The 24,988-nt window shown below is 49.4% G+C and carries 25 protein-coding genes, 1 rRNA gene and 1 riboswitch; of the genes, 22 read left to right on the top strand and 4 right to left on the bottom strand.

Annotation, left to right across the window (positions count from 1 at the left end; translation table 11 throughout):
- The first annotated feature begins 120 nt into the window (after window positions 1-120).
- The 3 genes from rrf to ACIFQM_RS03495 all read left to right on the top strand — a co-directional run bounded on the left by rrf (window position 121) and on the right by ACIFQM_RS03495 (window position 3,703).
- A 5S ribosomal RNA gene (gene rrf / locus ACIFQM_RS03485) occupies window positions 121-237 on the top strand.
- Window positions 238-439: 202 nt separating this feature from the next.
- Window positions 440-1,432, top strand: a complete 993-nt coding sequence (locus tag ACIFQM_RS03490; RefSeq protein ID WP_430065016.1) for a ketoacyl-ACP synthase III — start codon at window positions 440-442, stop codon at window positions 1,430-1,432.
- A gap of 138 nt (window positions 1,433-1,570) precedes the next feature.
- Entirely contained in the window at window positions 1,571-3,703 is a 2,133-nt protein-coding gene (locus tag ACIFQM_RS03495) for a DNA topoisomerase III (protein ID WP_430037993.1), read from the top strand.
- A gap of 253 nt (window positions 3,704-3,956) precedes the next feature.
- On the opposite strand, the gene ACIFQM_RS03500 is transcribed toward ACIFQM_RS03495, so the two are convergent.
- Window positions 3,957-5,117 carry a type II asparaginase gene (locus tag ACIFQM_RS03500; protein WP_430037990.1) on the bottom strand — a complete coding sequence of 387 codons (1,161 nt, stop codon included), beginning with the start codon at window positions 5,115-5,117 and terminating at the stop codon, window positions 3,957-3,959.
- A gap of 232 nt (window positions 5,118-5,349) precedes the next feature.
- Here ACIFQM_RS03500 and ACIFQM_RS03505 point away from each other — a divergent pair, with 232 nt between their 5' ends.
- Complete coding sequence (locus ACIFQM_RS03505; RefSeq protein ID WP_430038014.1) at window positions 5,350-5,550, top strand: glycoside hydrolase family 36 N-terminal domain-containing protein; 201 nt, start codon at window positions 5,350-5,352, stop codon at window positions 5,548-5,550.
- A gap of 378 nt (window positions 5,551-5,928) precedes the next feature.
- On the opposite strand, the gene ACIFQM_RS03510 is transcribed toward ACIFQM_RS03505, so the two are convergent.
- The gene (locus tag ACIFQM_RS03510; RefSeq protein WP_023987044.1) at window positions 5,929-6,057 is read right to left on the bottom strand and encodes a DUF4023 family protein; all 129 of its coding nucleotides are present in this window, start codon (window positions 6,055-6,057) and stop codon (window positions 5,929-5,931) included.
- 179 nt (window positions 6,058-6,236) lie between these two features.
- On the opposite strand from ACIFQM_RS03510, the gene ACIFQM_RS03515 reads away from it, so the two are divergent.
- The 5 genes from ACIFQM_RS03515 to purB all read left to right on the top strand — a co-directional run bounded on the left by ACIFQM_RS03515 (window position 6,237) and on the right by purB (window position 10,641).
- Window positions 6,237-6,500, top strand: coding sequence for a DUF1294 domain-containing protein (locus ACIFQM_RS03515; protein WP_044647005.1), 264 nt, complete (start codon window positions 6,237-6,239; stop codon window positions 6,498-6,500).
- A 145-nt stretch (window positions 6,501-6,645) separates the two neighbouring features.
- Window positions 6,646-7,080, top strand: coding sequence for a universal stress protein (locus ACIFQM_RS03520; protein WP_430037986.1), 435 nt, complete (start codon window positions 6,646-6,648; stop codon window positions 7,078-7,080).
- 353 nt (window positions 7,081-7,433) lie between these two features.
- A riboswitch (purine riboswitch) is annotated at window positions 7,434-7,535 on the top strand.
- A 147-nt stretch (window positions 7,536-7,682) separates the two neighbouring features.
- The gene (gene purE / locus ACIFQM_RS03525) at window positions 7,683-8,168 is read left to right on the top strand and encodes a 5-(carboxyamino)imidazole ribonucleotide mutase (RefSeq protein WP_430037983.1); all 486 of its coding nucleotides are present in this window, start codon (window positions 7,683-7,685) and stop codon (window positions 8,166-8,168) included.
- Window positions 8,165-9,340 carry a 5-(carboxyamino)imidazole ribonucleotide synthase gene (purK, locus tag ACIFQM_RS03530; protein WP_430065018.1) on the top strand — a complete coding sequence of 392 codons (1,176 nt, stop codon included), beginning with the start codon at window positions 8,165-8,167 and terminating at the stop codon, window positions 9,338-9,340. Before purE ends, purK begins: the two co-directional genes overlap by 4 nt.
- A 2-nt stretch (window positions 9,341-9,342) precedes the next feature.
- Window positions 9,343-10,641, top strand: coding sequence for an adenylosuccinate lyase (purB, locus tag ACIFQM_RS03535; RefSeq protein WP_430065020.1), 1,299 nt, complete (start codon window positions 9,343-9,345; stop codon window positions 10,639-10,641).
- Between the two features lie 482 nt (window positions 10,642-11,123).
- On the opposite strand, the gene ACIFQM_RS03540 is transcribed toward purB, so the two are convergent.
- Window positions 11,124-11,264 (bottom strand): hypothetical protein, encoded by a 141-nt coding sequence (locus ACIFQM_RS03540; RefSeq protein WP_430037977.1) that lies wholly within the window; start codon window positions 11,262-11,264, stop codon window positions 11,124-11,126.
- 204 nt (window positions 11,265-11,468) lie between these two features.
- Between ACIFQM_RS03540 and ACIFQM_RS03545 the strand changes: the two genes are divergently transcribed.
- From ACIFQM_RS03545 to ACIFQM_RS03570, 6 genes are read left to right on the top strand one after another with little or no spacing between them, the layout of a single operon-like run.
- Entirely contained in the window at window positions 11,469-12,350 is an 882-nt protein-coding gene (locus tag ACIFQM_RS03545; RefSeq protein ID WP_430037974.1) for a phosphoribosylaminoimidazolesuccinocarboxamide synthase, read from the top strand.
- Between the two features lie 58 nt (window positions 12,351-12,408).
- Window positions 12,409-12,654, top strand: a complete 246-nt coding sequence (gene purS, locus ACIFQM_RS03550; protein WP_430037971.1) for a phosphoribosylformylglycinamidine synthase subunit PurS — start codon at window positions 12,409-12,411, stop codon at window positions 12,652-12,654.
- A 4-nt stretch (window positions 12,655-12,658) separates the two neighbouring features.
- A complete protein-coding gene (gene purQ / locus ACIFQM_RS03555; protein ID WP_341057950.1) occupies window positions 12,659-13,348 on the top strand; it encodes a phosphoribosylformylglycinamidine synthase subunit PurQ in 690 nt (229 codons plus the stop codon).
- Window positions 13,326-15,569 carry a phosphoribosylformylglycinamidine synthase subunit PurL gene (gene purL / locus ACIFQM_RS03560; RefSeq protein ID WP_430065022.1) on the top strand — a complete coding sequence of 748 codons (2,244 nt, stop codon included), beginning with the start codon at window positions 13,326-13,328 and terminating at the stop codon, window positions 15,567-15,569. The genes purQ and purL overlap by 23 nt, the downstream gene beginning before the upstream one ends.
- A complete protein-coding gene (gene purF / locus ACIFQM_RS03565; RefSeq protein WP_430037965.1) occupies window positions 15,554-17,035 on the top strand; it encodes an amidophosphoribosyltransferase in 1,482 nt (493 codons plus the stop codon). The genes purL and purF overlap by 16 nt, the downstream gene beginning before the upstream one ends.
- 29 nt (window positions 17,036-17,064) lie before the next feature.
- The gene (locus ACIFQM_RS03570; protein WP_430065024.1) at window positions 17,065-17,343 is read left to right on the top strand and encodes a hypothetical protein; all 279 of its coding nucleotides are present in this window, start codon (window positions 17,065-17,067) and stop codon (window positions 17,341-17,343) included.
- Window positions 17,344-17,381: 38 nt separating this feature from the next.
- Here the strand turns inward: ACIFQM_RS03570 and ACIFQM_RS03575 are convergent, their stop codons facing one another.
- Window positions 17,382-17,717 (bottom strand): hypothetical protein, encoded by a 336-nt coding sequence (locus ACIFQM_RS03575; RefSeq protein WP_430037959.1) that lies wholly within the window; start codon window positions 17,715-17,717, stop codon window positions 17,382-17,384.
- Window positions 17,718-17,776: 59 nt separating this feature from the next.
- Between ACIFQM_RS03575 and purM the strand changes: the two genes are divergently transcribed.
- From purM to ACIFQM_RS03610, 7 genes are all read left to right on the top strand, one after another.
- Window positions 17,777-18,817 (top strand): phosphoribosylformylglycinamidine cyclo-ligase, encoded by a 1,041-nt coding sequence (gene purM, locus ACIFQM_RS03580; RefSeq protein WP_430045743.1) that lies wholly within the window; start codon window positions 17,777-17,779, stop codon window positions 18,815-18,817.
- Window positions 18,817-19,431 (top strand): phosphoribosylglycinamide formyltransferase, encoded by a 615-nt coding sequence (purN, locus tag ACIFQM_RS03585; protein WP_430045745.1) that lies wholly within the window; start codon window positions 18,817-18,819, stop codon window positions 19,429-19,431. Before purM ends, purN begins: the two co-directional genes overlap by 1 nt.
- 129 nt (window positions 19,432-19,560) lie before the next feature.
- Window positions 19,561-21,108 (top strand): bifunctional phosphoribosylaminoimidazolecarboxamide formyltransferase/IMP cyclohydrolase, encoded by a 1,548-nt coding sequence (purH, locus tag ACIFQM_RS03590; RefSeq protein WP_430065026.1) that lies wholly within the window; start codon window positions 19,561-19,563, stop codon window positions 21,106-21,108.
- 90 nt (window positions 21,109-21,198) lie between these two features.
- Entirely contained in the window at window positions 21,199-22,464 is a 1,266-nt protein-coding gene (gene purD, locus ACIFQM_RS03595; protein ID WP_430037948.1) for a phosphoribosylamine--glycine ligase, read from the top strand.
- 126 nt (window positions 22,465-22,590) lie between these two features.
- Window positions 22,591-23,277, top strand: a complete 687-nt coding sequence (locus tag ACIFQM_RS03600) for a TetR/AcrR family transcriptional regulator (protein ID WP_430065028.1) — start codon at window positions 22,591-22,593, stop codon at window positions 23,275-23,277.
- Window positions 23,278-23,385: 108 nt separating this feature from the next.
- Window positions 23,386-24,246 (top strand): substrate-binding periplasmic protein, encoded by an 861-nt coding sequence (locus ACIFQM_RS03605; RefSeq protein WP_430065030.1) that lies wholly within the window; start codon window positions 23,386-23,388, stop codon window positions 24,244-24,246.
- Window positions 24,247-24,331: 85 nt separating this feature from the next.
- Window positions 24,332-24,979: an amino acid ABC transporter permease gene (locus ACIFQM_RS03610; protein ID WP_430065032.1), complete on the top strand. Its 648-nt coding sequence runs from the start codon at window positions 24,332-24,334 to the stop codon at window positions 24,977-24,979.
- The last annotated feature ends 9 nt before the right edge of the window (window positions 24,980-24,988 follow it).

Raw genomic sequence — 24,988 nt, forward strand, 5'->3', positions numbered from 1 at the left:
GGTCGAGGGCTTATCCTAAAGATAGAACGCAATGGAGTTTCGGATCCAGTTTTCAGGGTGTAACCTTGAAGGTATGTAGAAGATACATACACATAGGCGAATTTACGATGTAAATTCATGTTTGGTGGCGATAGCGGAGGGGTTCCACACGTACCCATCCCGAACACGACCGTTAAGCCCTCCAGCGCCAATGGTACTTGGACCGCAGGGTCCTGGGAGAGTAGGACGTCGCCAAGCAATAGGAAGAAGAACCATAATCCCTTGAGATTGTGGTTCTTTTTTTTGTATTGAAAAGGCAAGACCTATATACTTAACTTAATGGAAAGGTACAAATTGAGACTAACTCATATCAATTGAAGCAATTTTGAAATAAATTAGTACCAGGTGTTAGTATCAGGTGTTATAATAGGAATAAGGATTATAAAGGAGAGTGATCAGATTGTTGAATTCTAAAGCAAAGCTTACAGCTCTGGGTACTTATGTACCTGATCGGATTTTGACGAATGCTGACTTGGAGAAGCTCGTGGATACTAGTGACGAGTGGATTGTGCAACGAACGGGTATGCGTGAACGGCGGATTGCGGCTGATGATCAATATGTATCTGATTTATGTATTCAGGCCGTTACACGTATGATTAACCTCTATAACGTAAATATAAACGAAGTTGATATGATCATTGTAGCAACAAGTACACCTGATTACTACTTTCCAAGTACAGCTTCACGGATTCAGGCACATTTTAATATTCCAGATACGGGATCCATGGATGTAAGTGCAGCATGTGCAGGGTTCACCTATGGACTTCACCTGGCAAATGGCCTTATTACAGGGGGGCTACACCGTAAGGTGTTAGTGGTGGGAGCGGAAACGTTGTCTAAAATTACAGATTATACGGACCGGACGACTTGTATCCTTTTTGGAGACGGCGCAGGGGCTGCTCTTGTTGAATATGACGAGGATAAAGGATCATTTTTGACCGCAGATATCGGAACCTATGGGCAAGGGGGAGCTCATCTCTATCGGGCAGGCTTATCTGATTATTTAGATGGGGAAAAGCTGCAAACTAATGGATTTCTTGTTCAAAATGGACGTGAGGTTTATAAATGGGCTGTTCGCTCTGTCCCAGCGGGCGTAGAACGGTTATTGGAGCAGGCTGGAATGAAGAATGAGGACCTTGACTGGTTTGTACCGCATAGCGCGAATCTGAGAATGATCGAATCCATATGTGAACGAGGGGCAATACCTTTGGAAAAGACGCTGACAAGTGTAGAATTTTATGGTAATACATCGGCGGCGTCTATTCCTTTGGCTTTACAGTGTGGTCTGGATGATGGGCGTTTACGGTATGGGCAACGGGTATTGTTATATGGGTTCGGAGGGGGCCTGACTTATGCAGGTCTGCTGTTAAAATGGAGCGTGCCTGATTTGTAAGCTTTCCTATAAAATGTAGAAGTAATAGTAATAAAATAGTAATACTATATATAATCATGGCTTTGGAGCCGTTGGCATTTGATTTATCGTAAGATGGGAGGATGGTATAATTAACAATATAAGAGAAAGGGGCGTAACATGAAGGTATTAGTATTAGCAGAAAAACCATCCGTAGCCAGAGAGATTGCACGTGTGATGGGAAGTCGTGAGAAGCATAAAAGCTATATCGAGGGGCCCAAGTATGTTGTGACGTGGGCGTTAGGTCATTTGGTTGGACTGGCAGAGCCGGAGGATTATGATTCCAAGTATGCAACCTGGAATTTGGAGGACCTGCCGATCCTTCCCAAGAGCACCAAGCTGAAGGTGCTGCGGGAAAGCAATCATCAGTTCAAGGCTGTGCAGCAGCTCCTGAAGCGGCAGGATATTGGTGAGCTTATTGTGGCAACGGATGCTGCTCGTGAAGGGGAGCTGTTGGCACGTTGGATTATACAAATGGCCAACTGGAAAAAGCCTTTCCGCCGCTTGTGGATTTCATCGCAGACGGACAAAGCGATTAAGGAAGGCTTCGCGAAGCTGTTGCCTGGACAGCAGTTTGATCGTTTGTATGAATCGGCTCGTTGTCGGGCTGAAGCAGATTGGATGATTGGACTGAATGTGACCCGCGCATTGACCTGTCGCTATAACGCTCAGCTTTCGGCGGGAAGAGTACAGACACCGACGCTGGGAATGATTATGGAACGTGAGAAGGAGATTACTCAGTTTCGTTCTCAGGAATATGATACATTGACGGCAGACTTTGGTGATTTTCAGGCAACTTGGCGTGCGGAAAATGGCGATTCACGCATGTTTGACCGTACTCAAGCCGAGGCTTTGCGCCGCAAATTGGAAGGCTTTAAGGGCACGGTTGCCAGTGTCAAAAAAAGTGAAAAGAATGAGCTACACCCGTTGGCTTATGATTTAACCGAGCTACAAAGGGATGCCAACCAGAGCTACGGCTTTTCGGCCAAGCAGACGTCTAATGTGCTTCAACGTCTGTATGAGCAGCATAAGCTGGTCACGTATCCACGTACAGACAGCCGTTATCTGACATCCGATATGGTGGATACCCTTAAGGAACGGCTCAATAGTGTGGCTGTAGGACCATATGCTTCCTTGGCACGCCCGTTACTGCGCAAGAGCTTGACGATCTCAAAGCGAATTGTGGATGACAGTAAAGTAACGGATCACCATGCGATCATCCCTACAGAGCAGACATTATTGCTTAATCAGCTAAGCCCGGAGGAACGTAAGCTGTATGATCTGATTGCACGGCGATTTATCAGTCTTTTCTATCCACCTGCTCGCTATGATGCTGTAGCGGTTGCAGTAACGGTAGAGCAGGAAACGTTTCAAGTCAAAGGCACGACGATAAAAGATAGTGGCTGGCGTGCTGTATATGACGGAAGTCTCTATGATACGGACGACGAAGCAGAGGAACGTGAGGACAATGGAAGTGGCATTATTTTACCTGAACTGAAAAAAGGGGATGCTGTCCGGGTTGGGCGTTGCCTTGTGCGTGCTGGACGAACGATGCCGCCGAAGAGGTATACGGAAGCGGCACTACTCGCTCAGATGGAGAAGCATGGTCTGGGTACTCCTGCTACTCGCGCGGATCTGATTGAGAAGCTGGTTAGCTCGGATACGATTGAACGTCAGGGAAATGTAATGCATCCAACGGGGAAAGGCAAACAATTGATTGAGCTGGCAGCTCCACAGCTAAGAACACCAGAGCTGACGGCACGTTGGGAAGCGGAGCTGGAACGAATCGCGCGTGGTCAAGGGCAACCTGGACCGTTCCTGGACTCCATTCGTGCGATGGCGAAAGAGCTGGTTTCCACTGTGAAAAATAGCAGTGCCGAATACAAGCCCCATAACGTGACGAATAGTCATTGCCCGGATTGTGGTACAAAGCTTCTGGAGAAGAAGGGCAAACAGGGCAAGTTCCTCGTATGTCCAAGTGCGGATTGCAGTTATCGCCGTTCGGGAGAAAAACGTTTGTCGAATCGTCGTTGTCCGCAGTGCCATAAAAAAATGGAAATGAAAGAGGGCAAGGCGGGGTTGTATGTAAGATGTCTGCCTTGTGGCATTACCGAGACGCTGGATAAGGACAAGCAACGGGTAAACAAACGTGAACAGCAGAAGCTGGTAAGACAATATGAAAAGCAGGAGCCTCTTGGCTCCAGCCTGGGTGATCTACTAAAAGCAGCCTTGGAACAAAAGCAGGGGAAATAACTGAAAGCTAACAGTAGACCATTACTATGGCAGCAGAATGACAAGAAGCAAGCAGCAGCAAAATGGAATCAGTCATCCATTGACTGGTATGGATTTAAGCATCCGACAGGTAAACTTAAACTTGAAGCTATATTAAGGCTGAGACAATGGGCCTCCGTATGGAGTTGTAGGTTGTCATTGTCTTGCGAAAAAGGAGCAGCAGTTACGGCATATCACCGTTACTGCTGCTCCTTTTTTTGTGAGCTGGCTCTTATTAGTATTCATTAAAGAAGGACTGAATTTCTTTAACATCATGTGTTTGAGTCAAAGCAAGCATGAGCAAAATCCGTGCTTTTTGCGGATTGAGCGAGTCAGTGGAAACAAAGTTGGACGCTGCGTCTTTCGTAGACGGAGAGACGATCCCGCTCCCTACACGGCTGGAACGTGCGATGATGACTCCTTTTTTACCTGCTGCCTCAGCACCTTCTGTAGAGGTCTTGGACAAGGAACCATTGCCGGAGCCTGCCACGACGATCCCTTTGGCACCTGCCGCTACGGCTGCATCATACAGATAGCGCCCGTTATTTTGATATTCGTATAAAATATCTACCTGAGGCAGTTGGGTCAGAATGGAAATATCGAACATAGAAGCAGTTGTATGCTTGTGTGTAGATTTGTTGTAGTAGTACACTTGATCTCCCAGAACAGCTCCCAGGTATCCCTGCTCCACAGACTTGAACGTATCGACTGCTGTCGTGTTCGTTTTGGTAATGTATCTCGCTGCACCGATACGGTCATTTAGCAGTACCAGTACGCCTTGACCTCTGGAGGCAGAAGCCCCAGCGACTTTGACAGCATTATAAAGGTTAAAAGGCCCATCGGCGCTGATTGCTGTAGCTGGACGCATGGAGCCAACGACAACCACAGGCTTATCGCTATTGACGACCAGATTGAGGAAATAAGCGGTTTCTTCCAGCGTATCTGTACCATGAGTAATAACGATTCCGTCTACATCATCTCTGGCGAGCAGTTCATTCGTACGTTTGGCGAGTTTTAAAAGGATTTCATTATTAATGTCAGGACTGCCCACGTTGACAATCTGTTCACCGCTGACGTTTGCAATGCTTTTCATTTCAGGAACGGCTTTAATCAGAGTCTCGATACCCAACGCGCCTGCTTTATAGTCGGTTGTATCGGTGTTGACGGTAGATGACCCTGCGATGGTTCCCCCAGTAGCAAGTATTTTAATGTTGGGTAGACTATTTGTTTGTGGTTTCTCAAATTTATCGGTGATGGTAGTGGCAGATGGAGGTACAGTCGTGCTGGTGGTAGCTGCTGCCGCAGCGTTAGAGGTAAAACCACCACTCCATAAGGTACTTCCGAGAATAAAGCTGGCCAGCAGGGGAATCATTGTCATTTTTTTCATGTTAGTCATATAAAACTCCTCTCCAATGTGAAAACCATAGATACGAATGATAGATTAACTGACAAAGTGCTTTGTCGAATTACGTTAATATCACGAATTATAGAGGTTGAAATTGTTTTTAGTCAATATATATGTCATATAATATGACGTATTAACTTATTTTTTATGAATGTAATCGTTTTATTGTTTGTATAGGGTGTGTAGAAAGTTGATAGGGAGTTAACTTTATGTAAGTCATACGATTACACAGGGTAAATCGAGATTGACCGGTCTTCCGGCCGTTCTACAATATACAGTATTCAATGAATTAGATGCTATCACTCGTTCTGTACGTTTTGAAAATATAGGCAGTTCAAATGTAACGCTTCGACGAGCTTTGAGCTGTAATGTGGATTTCGTGACGGTGATTATGAAATGTGTAATTGTCTGGTTCATGAGGTAGGGAGAGTCATTCCAGACGCCGAAAGCTGTACTGGTTCGTTCCTGGGAAGAATTGTGTGATATGTCGCGCACCTATCATCGCTTATATTGAACAAGACTGTCAAGAGGAGGGCTGGTCAGGGGCTTGGGGTTAAACTGTTTGTACTGGATGATGAGTGGTTGTCTGGGTAGACTGGGAGAAGAGATTACTGCGACAGGATGGAAGTGAACATCGAAATTACAATAAGCAGACACCTCAAAGGGAGCCTGCTTATTGTTTTGCATAAGCTATAGAAGGCGCTGTATCTGATGTCGCAACATCTAAAGAAAAATACTGCAATTCAAGCGGATACTATACGTGAATAGCACAGTTCTACAGTTTATGCCGGGTACCCACTGATTAAGGATTGTTGGTATGCTGTTTGGTTGGCAAGCTGGCGCTGGGAGTTCCTTTTCCTCTTTTACGGTTGCGTTCTGCCTTTTTAGCATTTTCCCGCAGCTTTTCGACGTATTCATGGGTGCTTTCCATCGTAGTCCCTCCTTTGAGAACAAAATAGATGCAGTCAAACGTTACTATATCCGCAAAAGTGGAATTCCAGTCAGGAGAAAGCGTTGTTTCTGCAAAAGGGGGAGAGTTATAATGAAAGGGGAGAGGGCTATAAAGGACTAATGGCTGAACCGGTATGGTGTGCAAAAGGAGGGGAGACATTGCAGACAGGCTTGTTGGTGTGGCTGCTGTTTATAAATGCAGTAGGCTATCTAGTAATGTCGGAAGACAAAAAGAGGGCGCGTAAGCACCGTGATCGTGTACCCGAACGGACGTTGTTTTTGCTGGCCCTGATCGGGGGAGCGTTGGGTGTGCTGATTGCAATGTACCGCAAACGCCACAAAACGCGGCATATGAGCTTCAGACTGGGTATTCCTGCGTTGTTGTTCGTTAATGCATTGCTGTACGGGTATTTTTTACGGTAAAGCTGTGGTTTAGGCTCTCGTGGGGATGTTTAATGATGAGTAAGGCGGCTATGCTAGCGTCCGGCAATGTGAATGTATGAACGCCCAAGGGAATACATATTTCAGGCTTTGTTTTAACAAACTGAATAGGAAGAGGTGCATATGTATGTTATTTTCGAAAATATTGCTTGCTTATGACGGTTCCGAGGCATCCAATAAGGCCTTGCTGAAGGCGGCTGAATTAGCCAAGGCTTCACCGTCCTCGCAGCTTGAGGTTGTAACAGCATTTGATTTTCCGCGTATTTTCATGGGGGAAGGTTTGGCTCCGATTCCAGCTTCGGTGAATAAAGAATATTACGATTTGGCGGAGCAAACCACGGATGAGGTCAAAAAACGGCTTGCCGACCAAGGCATTGACGCCAGGGTGGAGCTGATTCAGGGCTCGCCGGCTGAAGTTATTTTGGATTATGCGAATGAAAATGGCTTTGATGTGATTGTGATCGGCAGCCGTGGTTTGGGCGGTATTCGAGAATTTGTATTAGGCAGCGTCAGTCATAATGTGGTGCAGCATGCACGCATCCCTGTGCTGGTTGTGAAGTAACAGAATAGAAGAAATAAAAGCCGGATTACTGCCTCTACAGGGAGTACTGGCTTTTATTTTTTTGTGGAGCATAGAGCCGGTCTATGATGGCAGTCTGAGGCAAAGAGCCAGCTAAATGTATAGTGATCGTCCCGTCTTGCGGGTAGAAAAGGGTTTGTGTTTTGTCAAACACGAACATTCAATTGGTTGATTTTGATAATGTTCGTTTTCAAGTTGACATAGGGTGTAGGGAATTGTTAAACTATGAAGTGTATTGTCGATAAAAAAAGAACTTTAGGTTAAATTTAATAAGGTACACATGTTTGAGCTGAAACAGACCACGATTCATAGTTGTAAAGAATATCTTTAAAGGTCGAGTAGGCAAAATGATGACTCGTATAATGCCGGGGATATGGCCCGGAAGTTTCTACCTGGAAACCTTAAATTTCCGGACTACGGGAGACATACGGCTGAAGCCGCATTTGTTGCGGTGAAACAGGCTTGCTTTTGGCATGTCCTTGAGAGGCTTTGTCGTTTGTTTTTCGTAGTCCGGTGTCTTGAAAATAACGTTATTTTCGAGTGCCGGATTTTTGGCGCTTATTGATAAATAGGGAGTGAAGGACATGTCAGTGCAGGTCGCTGTCATTATGGGCAGCACATCGGACTGGGACACCATGCAGCATGCATGTGCTGTGCTGGACGAGCTTGAAATCGGATATGAGAAAAAGGTAGTCTCAGCCCATCGTACACCGGATTTGATGTTCCATTTTGCTGAGGAAGCCGCCGGGCGCGGGTTGAAGGTCATTATTGCCGGAGCGGGTGGCGCGGCGCATTTGCCGGGTATGGTAGCCGCCAAGACGGCTTTGCCAGTCATCGGTGTGCCTGTTCAGTCGAAGGCGCTGAACGGTCTGGACTCCCTGCTCTCCATTGTGCAGATGCCGGGAGGCATTCCGGTCGCTACTGTAGCAATTGGTAAAGCGGGCGCTACGAATGCAGGGCTGCTGGCAGCACAAATATTGGGTGCTTTTGATGAAAAAGTGCGCCAGCGGGTCGAGGCAAGACGCGACCGTATCCGTGACGAGGTGCTGGAAGGCAGTGACTCGCTATGAATGAGGCATGTGAACCCGCAGGCTGTGTCCGACCTCCCGGTACAACGATTGGACTTTTGGGGGGCGGACAGCTGGGAAGAATGCTGGTACTGGCTGGAGCAAAGATGGGATACCGTTTTGTGACGCTGGACCCGACACCAGATAGTCCATGCGGCCAGGTGTCGGAGCAGATTTTCGCTGCCTATGATGATGAGCATGCAGCCAGAGAGTTGGCCGGGCGATGCGACGTGATTACGTATGAGTTTGAAAATGTGGATGCGGGTGTAGCCGCGCTTTTGGAACAGGAATCAAGTGTGCCGCAGGGTAGCCGTTTATTGTACACAACACAGCATCGGCTACGGGAAAAACGCTCCATTGAAGCCGCTGGCGTTCCGGTTGCTCCGTATCGTGAAATCGGCAGCGCTGCCGATATGGTTCAAGCGGTAGCTGAGCTGGGCGTGCCATGTGTGCTCAAGACAGCCGTCGGCGGTTATGATGGTAAGGGACAGGTGGTCATTCGCCAACCTGAGGAAGCCGTAGCTGCCTACGAAGGGCTGGTTGGTAGCGGTGCGGAACTGGTGCTAGAACAGTTCATACGTTTTCGCTGCGAAATCTCGGTAATCGTAGCACGCAGCACGAACGGGGAAGCCAAAGCCTTCCCACCTGCGGAAAACATTCATGTGAACAATATTTTGCACACGTCGATTGTACCTGCGCGTGTGCCAGAACCTGTCCAGAAGGAAGCACGCAAGTTGGCGCTGGCTGTGGCAGAGTCGATGGGTGCGGTGGGACTGCTCGCTGTGGAGATGTTTGTCACCGAAGATGGACAATTGTACGTTAATGAGTTGGCACCACGACCGCATAACTCCGGTCATTACACGATGGAGGGATGCGCAACGTCGCAATTTGAGCAGCATATACGTGCCATTTGCGGCTTGCCGCTGGGAAGCACGAAGCTGCTGACTCCGGTCGTTATGGTCAATGTGCTAGGTGAGCATTTGGAGGACGTGGTTCAACGGTGCGTGCAGCCGGATGCCGAAGCTGAAAGATTGGATGTTGTGCCCAAGCTGCATTTGTATGGAAAAAGCGAAGCCAAACCAGGCCGAAAGATGGGACATATGAATCTACTGTGCCAGGATGCGGAACAAGCGCTGGAATGGATTGAACAAACCAATATTTGGGGGAATATATAGTTATGATCGAACGTTATAGCAGACCGGAAATGAGAGCAATTTGGACGGAAGAAAATAAATTTAAAGCATGGCTGGAAGTAGAATTGTGTGCCTGTGAAGCTTGGGCAGAATTGGGCGTCATTCCGAAAGAGGACACTGTGGCGCTGCGAAAGAACGCAAGCTTTGATATTGACCGGATCTATGAAATTGAACAGGAAACAAGACATGATGTGATTGCTTTTACCCGCACGGTGTCGGAAAGCCTTGGCGATGAGCGCAAATGGGTGCATTACGGCCTGACCTCCACGGATGTGGTAGATACCGCACTGGGCTACCTGTTGAAGCAGGCGAATGAAATTCTGGAGCGCGATATCTTGAATTTTATTGAAATTTTGAAGGAAAAAGCACTGACTTACAAGCATACGCCGATGATGGGTCGTACACACGGGGTACACGCTGAACCGACGACGTTTGGCCTGAAAATGGCTTTGTGGTACGAGGAAATGAAGCGCAATTTGGAACGTTTCCGTTTTGCGGCTGACCAGGTTGAATACGGTAAAATGTCTGGTGCAGTCGGTACGTACGCTAACATTGATCCAGCGGTAGAAGAGTTTGTATGCCGCAAGCTGGGCACCAAGCCTGCGCCAATCTCCACACAAACGCTCCAACGTGATCGTCATGCCGAATACATGGCGACATTGGCACTGGTAGCCACATCGCTGGACAAATTTGCAACAGAAGTCCGCGCGCTGCAAAAGAGTGAATTCCGTGAGGTGGAAGAAGCCTTTGCGAAGGGTCAAAAAGGTTCCTCTGCGATGCCGCATAAACGCAATCCAATCGGCAGTGAAAACATCTCTGGTCTGGCGCGTGTGATTCGGGGGCATATGGTATCCGCGTATGAGAACGTAACGCTGTGGCATGAGCGCGACATTTCGCATTCTTCCGTGGAACGTATCATTTTGCCGGATGCAACGATGCTGTTGAACTATATGCTGACCCGTTTTGGTAATATCGTGAAGAACCTGACGGTATTCCCTGAAAATATGAAGCGCAATATGGCGCGTACGTATGGTGTACCGTTCTCCGGTCGTATTATGACGAAGCTGATCGACAAGGGCTTTAGTCGCGAAAAAGCCTACGATACCGTGCAGCCGCGTGCTATGCAGGCGTGGGAAGAGCAACGTCAATTTCGCGAAATCGTCGAGGCGACTCCGGAAATTACTGCTGTACTCAGCCCGGATGAAATCGAGGATGCGTTCAATCCGGCATGGCATCTGAAAAACGTAGATACGATCTTTAAAAAGCTGGGATTAGGGGAGTAAGTGGGAGTGTTGGTGCGTGGAGAGCGTAGAGAGGCCGCTGCGCGAACGGATCATTCTTCCGATTGCTGTTGCCCCTGGATTCCTGTGATTGTATAAGACAGGTAATGGTTGGAATCCAGGGGCAAAGGCAAGCGCTAACGCTTCTCCAGAACGATTCCGTCCGCTCCGCTGCAATCCAGCACCAACCCTTATGTGGGAGCAGAACTAGGGAAAGGTGCGGCACATAAGATGCTGCACCTCCTGCGATAGAAAAGCCGTGTTCCACTGCTTTTCTGTCGCGAAGCAACGTTCTTGGGAGAGCTGCCGAATTTGCGTAGCAAACTGCCTGCAGCCCTCCCAAGAACGCTCAAGGCTCAAGGAGCGAAGCCTTGAGCCACCGTATCCGTGCGCAGCGTAGCACATGTGCACAACAGGCGAAGCCTGAAGGCTCGGCGGCATGACGTGCCGAGCTACGGCCACGGGCCGAAGGGTTTGGCGGTATGTCATACGCCGAGCCATGGTACAACCGTAAGCTGCATATAAAGTTGCAGCTTAGAGCTTTCAAAGTTGATACGAAGCGAACGCTCGTAAAAACGTCGATATGCGCCAACGTAAAAGCGTTGCTGGATTAAAGCTTGTGCCAACAAGCCTTAATCCAGCGGAACGCGCTCATACCACCCCAGCTACAATAAACAGCCCCGCCCACTCACTGCGCCAAACCCTTGCGGGAGTCCCGAGGGCAGCAGCCCTGGGGGTCCTCCCCGAGGGGAGGATTTAGGAGGGGCAAGGTTCGATTTAGGAGAGGCCAAGGTTTGAGTGGCAAACTCTTTTAGAGGAGGAAGTTAGAAATGTCATTGTCTACTGCCGAGGGTCTGATCCATGCGCCGTTGCTGTACAAAGGCAAGGTGCGTGAGCTGTATGATCTCGGAGAGCATTTTCTGATTGTCGTGACGGATCGGATTTCGGCCTTTGATTATGTGCTGGAGCCACCCGTGCCGGAAAAAGGGAATGTGTTGAATAAGCTCAGTGCTTTCTGGTTTGAACAGACGAAGGACTTGTTGAAAAACCATGTCGTGCATACCGATGTGAACAAGCTCGGGCATGTGATCGACAAACAGAATAAAGAATTGCTGAAGGACCGGATCATGGTCACGCTGAAGGCTGAACGTATCGACATTGAGTGTGTGGTGCGCGGATATATTACTGGAGGCGGCTGGCGTCAGTATGAGCAGAACGGTGAGGTGAACGGCATTCCATTGCCGAAGGGGCTGCGTAAAAATGAGCGTTTTCCCAAGCCTTTATTTACACCGGCTGCGAAAAATGATGTCGGACACGACGAGGACATTTCCCTTCATCAGATGAAAGAGCTGGTCGGGGCTGAACTGACAGGCGAGCTTGAGGGAAAAAGCTTGGCATTGTACGAATTTGCGCGTGCTTTCTGCGAGAAGCGTGGAATTATTTTAGCTGATTGCAAGTTTGAGTTTGGTCTTGTTGATGGAAAGGTTATTTTGATTGACGAAATTTTCACCCCGGATGCATCCCGTTTCTGGGCACAGGAAAAGTATGAGCTGGGTGTCGAGATTGACAGTATGGACAAGGAGCCGGTACGTAGCTATTTGGCAGCATCCGGTTGGGACAAGAACAGCAAGCCCGCTCCATTGCCTGCTGAGGTCGTAGAGGAAACGACTGCAAGATATACGGATATTTGGCGGCGTCTGACGGCACAGTAAATAGTAATCATCATTCAACCAATAGGATTTATCCATTCGGAGGGGGAACTGAAGGAACATGATTAAAGCAACGGTCTATGTCACAATTAAGCAAAGCGTTTTGGACCCGCAGGGGGTTGCGGTGCAAGGCGCACTGCATTCTATGGGCTTCGGAGAAGTGGACGGCGTCAGAATTGGTAAGTATATGGAATTGAATCTGGATACAACAGACCGCGAGAGTGCAGAAAAGCGCGTCATCGAGATGTGCGAAAAGCTGTTGGCCAACACGGTCATTGAAGACTACCGCTACGAACTGGAGGGCTGATTCCATGAAATTTGCAGTTCTGGTTTTTCCGGGTTCCAACTGTGATATTGACTGCTATAAGGCGGTAGAGGACACGGTCGGTGAACCTGTCGATTATGTTTGGCATACTGCGACGGATCTGTCGCCTTATGATTGTATTCTTGTTCCAGGAGGCTTCTCCTACGGGGATTACCTGCGTTGCGGCGCGATTTCCCGATTTGCTCCGGTGATGAAGGAAGTAGCCAAAGCGGCTGCCGAGGGCAAATACATTTTGGGTATTTGCAACGGTTTTCAAATTTTGACCGAGGCCGGGCTGTTGCCGGGTGCTTTACGCCGTAATCTGTCGATGAAGTTCCGTTGCCACGATACGGTGTTGAAGGTTGCGAATAATCAAACGCCTTTTACAAAGGATTATGCTGCCGGTGAGGAGATCGTCATTCCGATTGCCCACGGCGAAGGCAACTATTACTGTGATGATGAGACGCTGGCTCGCTTGCAGGCGAATAACCAGATCGTATTTACGTATAAAGATAATCCAAACGGTTCCGTAACGGATATCGCAGGGATTTGTAATGAGCAAGGTAACGTGCTAGGCATGATGCCTCACCCGGAACGCGCGGTGGACGCATTGCTTGGAACAGATGACGGCAAACGTATGTTTACATCTATTTTGAACGCTTGGAGGGATCGTCATGGCGCAGCAAGTGTCCGCTAAGGAACCAACGGCAGAGCGGGTTGCCGAACATAAACTGTATCAGCAGATGGGTGTGTCGGACAGCGAATATGCGTTGATCTGTGAATTCATGGGGCGTCAGCCGAACTATACGGAGATAGGCGTATTCAGTGTCATGTGGTCAGAGCATTGTGCTTACAAAAACTCCAAGCCGTTGCTGCGTCGTTTTCCAACGAGTGGCCCACGAGTTCTGATGGGACCGGGTGAGGGCGCAGGGATTGTAGATATCGGTGATAATCAGGCCGTTGTATTTAAAATCGAAAGTCATAACCATCCGTCGGCTGTAGAACCTTTTCAGGGGGCAGCGACAGGGGTAGGCGGCATCATCCGTGATATTTTCTCCATGGGTGCAAGACCTGTGGCGGTGCTGAATTCTCTGCGTTTTGGCAAGCTGGAGAGCGACCGTGTGAAATATTTGTTCGAGCATGTGGTATCCGGTATTGCGGGGTACGGGAACTGTATCGGTATTCCGACGGTAGGCGGCGAGGTTGTATTCGATGAAAGCTACGAAGGCAATCCACTCGTCAATGCGATGTGTGTCGGACTGATTGATCATGATAAAATCCAGCGTGGTGTTGCTAAAGGGGTCGGTAACCCGGTGTTTTATGTGGGACCGCCGACAGGCCGTGACGGGATTCACGGAGCAACCTTCGCATCGGTTGAGCTGACTGAGGAATCCGAAGCGAATCGGACGGCGGTTCAGGTAGGCGATCCATTTATGGAGAAGCTGGTTATGGAATCATGTCTGGAGCTGATCGACAGCGGTATTGTGCTGGGTATTCAGGATATGGGCGCGGCAGGACTTACTTGCTCCAGTGCGGAAATGGCGAGTAAGGCTGGCAACGGCCTCGAGCTGTATCTGGATCAGGTACCGCAGCGCGAAGAGGGCATGTCGCCTTATGAAATGATGCTGTCTGAATCTCAGGAACGCATGCTGTTCGTTGTTGAGCCTAAGGATGAAGCACAGGCGCTTGAAATTTTCGAGCGTTGGGGTGTGATTTGTGCCAAGGTTGGTAAGGTGACGGATGACGGACGTTTGCGTTTGTTCCATCACAGTGAAGTGGTGGGTGACATGCCAGTGACGGCGCTGGTGGACGAGTGTCCGATTTACGACAAGCCTTCTGAAGTTCCTGCTTATTATGAGCAAAATGCTACCATTGACACACTGCGTTATGCCGAAGTGACGGATTTGAACGGTGCGCTGAAAAAGGTACTGTCTTCGCCAAGTGTAGCCAGCAAGAAATGGGTATATGAGCAGTATGATTACATGGTTCGCACCAGTACGGCCGTGCGTCCGGGCTCGGATGCAGCAGTAGTGACGGTGCGTGGAACCCGCAAGGGACTTGCCATGACGACAGATTGTAACGGACGATATGTATACCTTGATCCAGAGGTAGGCGGACGGATTGCGGTCAGCGAAGCAGCACGTAATATTGTATGCTCCGGCGGCGAACCGCTGGCGATTACGGACAACCTGAACTTCGGTAACCCTGAGAAACCGGATATTTTCTGGCAAATGGAAAAAGCCGTGGATGGGATGGCAGAAGCTTGCCGCGTGCTGGATACACCTGTCATCGGAGGCAACGTCAGCTTGTACAACGAAAATGCCAAAGGCTCCATCTATCCGACGCCTGTTGTGGGCATGGTAGGTCTGGTGCATGATACAGATCATATTACGACACAAGGCTTTAAGGCCGAAGGCGACGTGATTTTCCTGGTGGGAGAAACGAAGGCTGAGCTTGGAGGCAGTGAGTTCCAGGCTGTCGTACACGGTGTATCTGAGGGTCGTCCACCTGAGCTGGATTTGAACGTAGAGAAAAAGCTGCTGCATGCGGTGCTTAGCGCCATCCAAACAGGCTTGGTACAATCTGCGCATGATTTGGCAGAGGGCGGATTGGCTGTAGCGCTTGCGGAATCCGGGATTAGTGGCGGATTGGGAGCACAGGTCAACGTAGAAACAACCTTGCGTCCTGACCATGCTTTGTTTAGCGAAAGTCAGTCCCGCATTTTGTTATCTGCATCGCCGGATCAAGCGTCTATGCTGGAAGCACATCTGCGTGGTTTAGAAGTGCCAGTTACCGTATTAGGAAAAGTTGAAGGATCACAATTGACAGTTGAGGTGAACGGACAACCCGCTTTGAACGAGGCAGTCGCCAGTTTGAAGCAAATCTGGGAGGATGTCATTCCATGTCTGATGAAATAACAGCACGGACGTTGTGGACTGGAGATTATTATAATGAAGGCTCTGGTAAAGAGGGGCTGTTTGATAAATTAAAAGAGGAATGCGGCGTGTTCGGAGTGTATAGACACTCCGATGCTGCTTCCCTTGCATATTACGGATTGCACGCACTCCAGCATCGCGGAGAAGAAAGCGCGGGCATCTGTGTGAGCAGTGGCGACGAGTTCCATTATCATCGTGGAATGGGTCTTGTAAAAGAAGTATTCAATAAAGATTTGATGGCTACGCTGACAGGTGACATGGCCATAGGGCATGTGCGCTACTCAACAAGTGGAGACAGTAAGCTGACGAATGCGCAGCCCTTGGTTTTCAAATATCGTGATGGCGATTTGGCAGTTGCAACGAACGGCAATATCGTGAATGCCTTGCAAATCCGGCATGAGCTGGAGCAGGGAGGATCTATTTTTCAAACGACAAGCGATACGGAGGTCGTTGCGCATTTGATCGCCCGTTCGTCCAAGGATTTGGTGGAAGCGGCGAAGGATGCATTGAAGCGTATTGTCGGTGGGTTTGCTTTTCTCATTATGACCAACGACAAGCTGCTTGTCGCTTCCGATCCTAACGGCTTGCGCCCGTTGACGATGGGCAGACTGGGAGATGCATATTTGTTTGCTTCCGAATCCTGTGCTTTGGAAACGATTGGAGCAGAGCTGTTGCGCGATATCGAGCCGGGTGAACTGCTGGTGCTGGATAAAAACGGACTGCACGAAGACCGTTACAGTGAAGGCAAGCACCGTAAAGCACTGTGCGCGATGGAATATATTTATTTTGCCCGTCCGGACAGTGACTTGAACGGAACCAATCTTCATGCCGCACGCAAACGGATGGGTAGCCAAATGGCGCTGGAAGCTTTTGTCGATGCCGACTTGGTTACCGGGGTACCGGATTCCAGTATTTCTGCGGCGATTGGATATGCAGAGCAGACAGGTATTCCTTATGAGCTGGGCATGATTAAAAATAAATACACCGGACGTACCTTCATCCAACCGAGTCAGGAGCTACGCGAGCAAGGTGTGAAAATGAAGCTGAGCGCCGTACGCCGTGTTGTCGAAGGTAAACGGGTGATCATGATCGACGATTCCATTGTGCGGGGCACCACATCCCGTCGAATTGTGAATATGCTACGTGATGCGGGGGCGCTAGAGGTTCATGTACGTATCACCTCGCCGCCCTTCAAAAACCCGTGCTTCTACGGCATCGACACGCCGGATCGCCGGGAACTGATTGCATCGTCCAAAACAGTTGAGGAAATACGTCAGGAGATTAACGCCGATTCACTCTATTTTATGAGCGCTGAGGGCTTGATCGCCGCAGTAGGCGGATATAACGAAGAGGATTACAAAGGCGGCTTGTGTCTGGCCTGCTTCGATAATGATTATCCCACTCAAGTGGATTTCAAAGGCGAAGAAAAGCTCGGATGTAGTTGTTAGTAGAAGGAACAAAAGAGGTACAGCAGTGCATGGTGAGTATGGGGATGGCGGTTCTGAGAGGGCCACTCCGCGAGTGGAAGGTTCTTACGATCGCTGTTGCCGCTGGATTCCTGGATTGGAACAACCCCTTACAGGGTTGGAATCCAGCGGCAAAGGCGAACGCTTTCGCTTCTCCAGAATCCTTCCATCCGCTGCGTTTCTCAGGTGTGCTTCACTTTACAGCAGGGCCTGTACCTCTTCTGTTCCCCACGGGGAAGAGGATAGGTAAGACAGTTAAAAATTCATGGCATAACTATTTCATGCCATGAGTTTTTAAAGGGGCAGGTGGCTCAAGAAGGCCACCTGTTCACTTAGCATTTAGCAGTCCAATGCGCGCTAAGCAACTAACCCGTACAGGAGGCTGGGCGGAAGCAGCCTGCCCAAAGGGCAAAGCAGTAAGCCGCTTGTTGGCGCCGCTCACTGCTTTGCCCGGCACGTCCCCGCCTTTGCGAAGCAAACAGCCCGGGATGTGCCCCGCCGCTGCGAAAGGCGGCCACGCACTAAAGCGTGTCCTTGTGGTTGACGGGAAAATCCCGCAAACCACAAGGAAAACACGCGACTCCCAGCACGAACCAATCAACAAGCAGCACCCAACTTTACACATCTGACCGACTCTTGAGGGGTCCAGGGGGAGCAGCCCCATGGAATCCTCCCTACTAGGGAGGACTTAGGAGGGTCAATCATTTGAAGGAGTGTTCATGAATGTCCGAAGCATACAAAAACGCAGGGGTAGATATCGCTGCCGGTAATGAAGCAGTAGAACGGATGAAAAAGCACGTCAAACGTACCTTCCGTCCCGAAGTGCTGACGGATTTAGGCGGATTCGGTGCGCTGTTCGGCCTGAATAAGGATAAGTACGAGGAGCCTGTACTCGTTTCCGGTACGGATGGAGTCGGCACGAAGCTAAAGCTTGCTTTCGCAATGGATCGTCATGACACCATTGGTATTGATGCGGTTGCGATGTGTGTGAACGATATTGTCGTCGGGGGCGCGGAGCCGCTCTTTTTTCTCGACTACCTCGCTTGTGACAAGGTGGTACCCGAGAAAATCGAAGCTATTGTTGCCGGGATCGCTGAGGGCTGCCATCAGTCGGGGTGTGCGCTGGTCGGCGGTGAAACCGCAGAAATGCCGGGAATGTACAGCGATGGTGAATATGATATTGCCGGGTTCACGGTAGGGATTGTAGATAAAAGCAAGATCATTAACGGCAGCTCCATTGCCCCCGGAGATACGGTTATCGGACTGGCCTCCAGCGGAGTACACAGCAATGGCTTCTCACTCGTTCGCAAGCTGTTATTGGAACAGCAAGGGTATAGTCTGCATGATGAACTTGAAGGCTTGAACGGCAAGCTGGGCGATGTACTGCTGGAGCCTACGAAAATCTATGTAAAATCCGTTTTGGCCTTGCTGGACAAGGTAAAAGTAAAAGGCATGGCTCATATCACAGGCGGCGGTTTTATTGAAAATATTCCAAGAGTGCTGCCGGATCACGTTAATGTGGATATAGAATACGGCGCTTGGCCGATTCTGCCAATCTTCCAGCTCATGCAGGAAAAAGGCGCAATCTCCAACAAAGACATGTTCACAACCTTTAATATGGGGATTGGAATGGTTATCGTTGTAGACGCTGAGCATGCACAGACTGCACTGGAAGTTCTGAAAGAAAAGGGCGAAGCCGCTTATGTGATCGGAAAAGTAACGGAAGGCAGTTCTATCGTGACCTTTACGGGAGCCGAAGTGTAATGAACGAGTACCGGATTGCTGTTTTTGCATCAGGTGAAGGAACGAATTTTCAGTCATTGGTGGATGCGACTGCACGAGGAGAGCTGGGCGGAGCAACGGTAGAACTGCTGATCTGTGACAAGCCTGCGGCTCCTGCCGTAGCCAGAGCTCAAAAAGCCGACATTGCGTGTCACACGTTTCGACCCAAGGAATATGCTTCCCGCGAAGATTATGAGCGTGAACTGGTTGCTCTGCTGGAGCAGAAATCCATTGATCTCATCGTGTTAGCAGGCTACATGCGTTTGCTATCCAGTGTTATGGTAGATGCTTATGCCGGAAAAATTATCAATATTCATCCGTCACTACTTCCTGCATTTCCAGGGAAAGATGCTGTTGGACAGGCATTGGCCTATGGGGTCAAGGTCAGTGGGGTTACCGTTCATTTTGTGGACGGGGGGATGGATACGGGAGCCATTATTGCCCAGCGTGTCGTAGAAATACACGACCATGATACAGTGGAATCCTTATCCGCAGCCATTCAATCCGTGGAACGTCAGCTATATCCTGAGGTGGTTGGCAGACTGGCTCAAGGTAAAATCCAATGGGATGGGCGCAAGGTAATTTCACTTCTCTAAAGATGATTGTAATTTGTCATATCATTGTCATATCAAGGATGCCGTATAGGCATTTTCCGATATTTCTCGGGAAATAAATTGATAAAACCGAATTTTGCAAAATCCTGAAGAGCTAAAGGAGGAGAAATGGTGAGTATTAAAAGAGCGCTCGTCAGCGTATCAGATAAACGGGGGATCGTGGAATTTTGCCGCGAGCTGTCCAAATTGGGTGTGGAGATCGTTTCGACAGGGGGAACGAGCAGCTTGTTGGCGAAGGAGGGCATTCCTGTCATCGGCATTTCAGAGGTAACAGGATTTCCTGAAATTATGGACGGACGTGTTAAAACACTCCATCCTGCGGTACACAGCGGCCTGCTGGCTGTTCGGGATAATGAGGAGCATCAGCGTCAGATGAAGGAGCTTGGACTGGATTATATTGATCTGGTCGTTGTGAATCTGTATCCTTTTGCGGAAACGATCGCCAAACCCGGTGTAACCTATGAGGACGCGATTGAAAATATTGATATCGGCGGTCCAACCATGCTGCGCTCTGCGGCGAAAAACCATGCATTCGTAAGTGTGGTAGTAGATGCGGACGATTATAGCACGGTGCTGGACGAAATCCGCAAGGATGGCGATACGGAGCTGAATACTCGTAAGCGTTTGGCAGCAAAGGTTTTCCGGCATACAGCCTCATACGACGCGCTCATCTCCGATTATTTGTCGAATGTGACAGGCGAGCCTTTGCCTGAGCGTTACACGGTAACCTATGAAAAAATTCAGGATTTGCGCTATGGAGAGAATCCGCATCAGCAGGCGGCATTTTACCGTCAGCCGTTGGCAGCGAAGGGTACACTGACGACAGCGAAGCAGCTTCACGGCAAGGAACTGTCCTACAATAATATCAACGATGCTAACGCGGCCCTGCAAATTGTTAAAGAATTCAGCGAGCCAGCAGTGGTAGCCGTTAAGCATATGAATCCTTGCGGCGTGGGAATCGGCGGCAGCATTTATGAAGCGTACAGCAAGGCGTATGCGGCTGATCCAACTTCCATTTTTGGCGGCATCGTAGCGGCTAACCGGATTATTGACGGCGATACAGCGAAGAAGCTGAGCGAAATCTTTTTGGAAATTGTACAGGCACCGGGCTTTACGGAAGAAGCACTGGAGATTTTGACGAAAAAGAAAAACATCCGTTTGCTTGATCTGGGCGAGTTGCCCACCTCTGAACAGGCTGAGAGCCGTTTCGTCGTTACTTCCATTGAAGGCGGCATGGTTGTTCAGCAGAACGATATTCACGCTGTAGACCCGGACGCGCTTACCGTAGTGACAGAGCGTGCGCCATCCGAGGAAGAACTGAAACAGCTTTTGTTTAGCTGGAAAGTGGTTAAGCATGTGAAGTCCAATGCGATCGTACTGGCAGCAGACAACATGACCATTGGCGTGGGTGCGGGACAAATGAACCGTGTCGGAGCGGCTAAAATCGCTATTGAGCAGGCTGGAGACAAGGCAAAGGGTGCTGTGCTGGCATCTGACGCATTTTTCCCGATGGGCGATACGCTGGAGCTGGCAGCCCAAGCAGGCATTACGGCAATTATTCAGCCAGGCGGCTCTATCAAGGACGAAGAATCCATCAAGGTTGCTAACGAACACGGCATTGCGATGGTCTTCACAGGCGTGCGTCATTTCAAGCACTAGCTTGTATTAGCAGAGGATGCAGCAGCATTCTCTCACACGAGGGTTTAGCAAAATCTTGACACCATAACGGGAGCGGGAGGAATCACCTGAATGGATATTTTGGTTATCGGTGGGGGCGGCCGTGAGCATGCGATTGTGTGGGCACTGAAAAAAAGCCCTAAGGCCGGACAAATCTACTGCGCGCCGGGCAATGCCGGCATCGGGCAGTTGGCGGAATGCGTACCGATTCCGGTGAGTGATTTTTATGCCTTGACAGAGCTGGCGGAATCCAAAAAGGTTGGACTTGTCGTGGTTGGCCCCGATGATCCGCTGGCAGAAGGTATTGTGGATGCGTTTGAGGCGAAGGGCATTCCGGTATTCGGACCGCGTAAAAATGCAGCGGAAATTGAAGGCAGTAAAATCTTCATGAAGGATCTGCTGCACAAATACCATATCCCGACAGCAACCTATCGCAAGTTTTATACCTATGAGGAAGCACATGCCTATTTGAAGGAGCAGCCCATTCCTGTGGTCATTAAGGCGGACGGACTGGCAGCGGGTAAAGGGGTAACGGTCGCTTACTCTATGGAGGAAGCGGAAAGGGCTTTATCCGACATTATGGTAGCGAAGGTGTTCGGCGAAGCTGGGGCGCAGGTTGTAATCGAGGAGTTTCTGGACGGACAGGAAATGTCGATTCTTTCCTTTGTGGATGGCGAAACGGTTCGTCCGATGGCAGCGGCGCAAGATCATAAGCCTGTTTTTGATGGTGACAAAGGGCCGAATACCGGGGGGATGGGCACGTATTCCCCGTTACCGCACATAGCGGATTCGATTATCGAGGAAGCCATGGAGACCATCATTAAGCCGACGGCAAAAGCGATGGTGGCTGAGGGACGTCCGTTCCGGGGTGTTTTATTCGCCGGATTGATGATTTCTCCGGACGGCAAGCCGAAGACGATTGAGTTTAACGCACGCTTCGGTGATCCGGAAACGCAGGTTGTGCTGCCACGGCTAAAATCGGATCTGCTCGATATTTTCCTCGCTGCGGTGAACGGTACGCTCGATCAGGTGGAGATTGAGTGGAGGGATGAAGCGGCGGTATGTGTGGTGTTGGCTTCCGGGGGCTATCCCGGAACGTATGCCAAAGGGGTGCCGATCCACGGACTGGATCAGGCGAATGAAGCTATCGTGTTTCATGCCGGTACAGGCATCAACGAACAGGGTGAGTGGGTCACAAACGGTGGACGTGTGTTAGGCGTGGTCGGCTTGGGACGTGATATTGCCGAAGCGCGGGGCAAGGCGTATGAACAGGCGGCACATATTACCTTTGAAGGCAAGCAAAACCGTACGGATATTGCAGCAAAAGCACTGCTATAGAAGCGTTTGTACAAGATAGAGAGAACCTCAACGGAGGTTCTCTTTTTTCGTTTGACAAAAGTACACTTATCCTATAGGATTAAAAAAATAAAACTGACTGACTGATCAATCGGGAGGAGGAAATCCATGCAGCCACGGAAGGCGAAGCAGTCCAAGACTACCGCGAATGGACCATTGGTTGATCACGCGGGAGAAGAAACAGCAGAAACCAATCGCAGAACGCAGCTTCTTCACATTGCGTTGAAGCGATTCGCCGAGCAAGGGTACCATCAAACAAAGATTTCAGATATCGTGGTGGAGGCCGGAGTGGCCCAAGGCACGTTTTATTGGCATTTTAAAAGCAAAGAGGCACTGGCACTGGAGATTATCGCTACAGGCCGTGAACAACTGCTGGCAGCGATAGGGCGAGGATACCGCCGTGATGCAGGCACGCTGACTGATATGGTTAAAGCATCCGAGGCGCTGTTTATCCGCCTGTTTGATTTTGCATTGGAGAACCGCTATTTGATGGGATTACTCCTGATCGGCAGCGGTGTGGATGAACCAGTACGACAGAGCATTCGGGAGACGAAAATCGCGATGGAACTGGCCTTTCGGCGCAATATGGAGCGAGCGATAGAGCTGAACATGCTACCCGCCGGATTGGATGTCGAATTACGGGCAGCGCTGCTCATAAGCATGATCGAAGGCGTTATTACACGCTGGCTATTCGGTTCCGAGGGAACACATGACAGCATTACGCAGGTAACGGCTAAACGATTAGCGGCAGAAGCGGCTAATTTTGAATTTTACGGACTGTTGGGCCAAAACTAGGCGGGGGTGGGAGTCCACATCGCATGAATTGGCAGTAAGAGGCGAATAATAGAGCCAAAATACACATATGTACTCAATCATTTACATCCAGACAGGAGAGAACGATTCATGAAAACACGTAAAAGAGGGTTCCTGGTAACTACACTGATGGCTTTGGCCATGTTCAGTCTGGTGCTGAGCGCTTGCGGAACGAAGCCGGAAGCTGCCAACAGCAGCAACGGAGCGGGCAGCAGCAATGAGGTGGCAGCGGGTAATAAGCTCGAAGCGATCAAGAAGGCGGGAGTGATTAAGGTTGGAATGATGGGGACGTACCAGCCTTACAATTTTTTGAACGATAAAAAGGAATTGGACGGGTTTGATGTGGATATCGCGAATGAATTAGCGAAGCGTATCGGGGTCAAAGCGGAGTTCACGGCACAAGAATTTTCGGGACTTATTCCAAGTCTGCAAAAGAAGAAATTCGATGCGGTAATTAGCCAAGTGACGATTACGCCAGATCGTGAAAAGGTCATTGATTTCACAGAGCCGTATATCACAAACAATGTAAATATTATCGTAAACAACAAAACAAACGATATTACCAAGCTGGAGGATTTTAAAGGCAAAACGATTGGTGTCGGCTTGGGAACGAATGATGAGTCCTATCTGCGTAACGAAGTGCTGCCGAAGGTCGGCGATTTTGAGATTAAAACGTATGATGATGTCATTACTTCCTTGAAGGATTTGAACTCTGGTCGCATTGACGCAACAATCAACAATCTGTATGCGCTCAAGCCCATTGTTGATAAAAATGGCTTCCAGATTAAGGCGGTAGGCGAGCCAATTAAATCCGACCAAGCGGGTGTGGCTATTAACAAGGATACTCCTGAGCTTAAAGCAGCCTTGAACAAGGCTCTGAAAGAAATGAAGGAAGACGGCACCTATAAAACGATTTTCAAAAAATGGTTCGGCGAGGAGCCGAAAGAATAACGTAAGCCTGTTACAGGCGTCTGGCTCCGGTCTTGGCTTTCATGCTGACATGGGGCCACTCGTCTGAAAGAAGGGAATATAACCGATGCTTGAATTAATGTGGGAGAACGTCCCTTTTTTATTGAAGGGCGCTTATTATACGCTGTATATCACGATTGTTTCCATGCTATTTGGCCTTATGATCGGCTTGGTGGTGGCAGTCGCCCGGTTAAAGGGAAATCGTCCGGTTCGTTGGCTGGCGCGCAGTTATGTATCTATCATTCGGGGAACGCCAGTTTTGGTGCAGATTGCGGTCATTTACTATGGACTGGATGATTACGAAATATCGTTCGGCTCGCTGACTGCTGCTTGTCTTGCACTAAGTATCAATACAGGGGCGTATTTATCGGAGACGTTTCGTGGGGCTATTTTAGCGGTGCCAAAGGGTCAAACCGAGGCGGCCTATGCAACCGGAATGTCACCGGGTCAAACGATGTGGCGCATCATTCTTCCGCAGGCCGTGCGAATTGCGATTCCGCCGATGGGCAATACATTTGTCGGTATGCTTAAGGAAACGTCGCTCGTTTCGGTGATTGGGGTAAGTGAGCTGATGCGTCAGGCACAGCTTTTACAGGCACAGTATCTGCGCTATATGCCGTTTTTGCTCGAAATTGGCATCATGTACTGGATCATGAGCATTGGGTTCTCCGCTATACTGGAGCGGGTGGAAAAGCGTCTGGCCCGAGCTTATTAAGTTGGAGAT

Source organism: Paenibacillus sp. NRS-1782 (genome assembly GCF_050467685.1).
In the GTDB taxonomy this organism is placed as follows: Bacteria; Bacillota; Bacilli; order Paenibacillales; family Paenibacillaceae; genus Paenibacillus; species Paenibacillus terrae_A.

Coding starts and splice junctions, on each gene's coding strand:
- ACIFQM_RS03495 (WP_430037993.1), top strand. CDS start 1,571: ATGAAGGTATTAGTATTAGCAGAAAAACCATCCGTAGCCAGAGAGATT.
- ACIFQM_RS03500 (WP_430037990.1), bottom strand. CDS start 5,117: ATGACTAACATGAAAAAAATGACAATGATTCCCCTGCTGGCCAGCTTT.
- ACIFQM_RS03510 (WP_023987044.1), bottom strand. CDS start 6,057: ATGGAAAGCACCCATGAATACGTCGAAAAGCTGCGGGAAAATGCTAAA.
- ACIFQM_RS03520 (WP_430037986.1), top strand. CDS start 6,646: ATGTTATTTTCGAAAATATTGCTTGCTTATGACGGTTCCGAGGCATCC.
- purE (WP_430037983.1), top strand. CDS start 7,683: ATGTCAGTGCAGGTCGCTGTCATTATGGGCAGCACATCGGACTGGGAC.
- purK (WP_430065018.1), top strand. CDS start 8,165: ATGAATGAGGCATGTGAACCCGCAGGCTGTGTCCGACCTCCCGGTACA.
- purB (WP_430065020.1), top strand. CDS start 9,343: ATGATCGAACGTTATAGCAGACCGGAAATGAGAGCAATTTGGACGGAA.
- ACIFQM_RS03545 (WP_430037974.1), top strand. CDS start 11,469: ATGTCATTGTCTACTGCCGAGGGTCTGATCCATGCGCCGTTGCTGTAC.
- purS (WP_430037971.1), top strand. CDS start 12,409: ATGATTAAAGCAACGGTCTATGTCACAATTAAGCAAAGCGTTTTGGAC.
- purQ (WP_341057950.1), top strand. CDS start 12,659: ATGAAATTTGCAGTTCTGGTTTTTCCGGGTTCCAACTGTGATATTGAC.
- purL (WP_430065022.1), top strand. CDS start 13,326: ATGGCGCAGCAAGTGTCCGCTAAGGAACCAACGGCAGAGCGGGTTGCC.
- purF (WP_430037965.1), top strand. CDS start 15,554: ATGTCTGATGAAATAACAGCACGGACGTTGTGGACTGGAGATTATTAT.
- ACIFQM_RS03570 (WP_430065024.1), top strand. CDS start 17,065: ATGGTGAGTATGGGGATGGCGGTTCTGAGAGGGCCACTCCGCGAGTGG.
- ACIFQM_RS03575 (WP_430037959.1), bottom strand. CDS start 17,717: ATGGGGCTGCTCCCCCTGGACCCCTCAAGAGTCGGTCAGATGTGTAAA.
- purM (WP_430045743.1), top strand. CDS start 17,777: ATGTCCGAAGCATACAAAAACGCAGGGGTAGATATCGCTGCCGGTAAT.
- purN (WP_430045745.1), top strand. CDS start 18,817: ATGAACGAGTACCGGATTGCTGTTTTTGCATCAGGTGAAGGAACGAAT.
- purD (WP_430037948.1), top strand. CDS start 21,199: ATGGATATTTTGGTTATCGGTGGGGGCGGCCGTGAGCATGCGATTGTG.
- ACIFQM_RS03600 (WP_430065028.1), top strand. CDS start 22,591: ATGCAGCCACGGAAGGCGAAGCAGTCCAAGACTACCGCGAATGGACCA.
- ACIFQM_RS03605 (WP_430065030.1), top strand. CDS start 23,386: ATGAAAACACGTAAAAGAGGGTTCCTGGTAACTACACTGATGGCTTTG.
- ACIFQM_RS03610 (WP_430065032.1), top strand. CDS start 24,332: ATGCTTGAATTAATGTGGGAGAACGTCCCTTTTTTATTGAAGGGCGCT.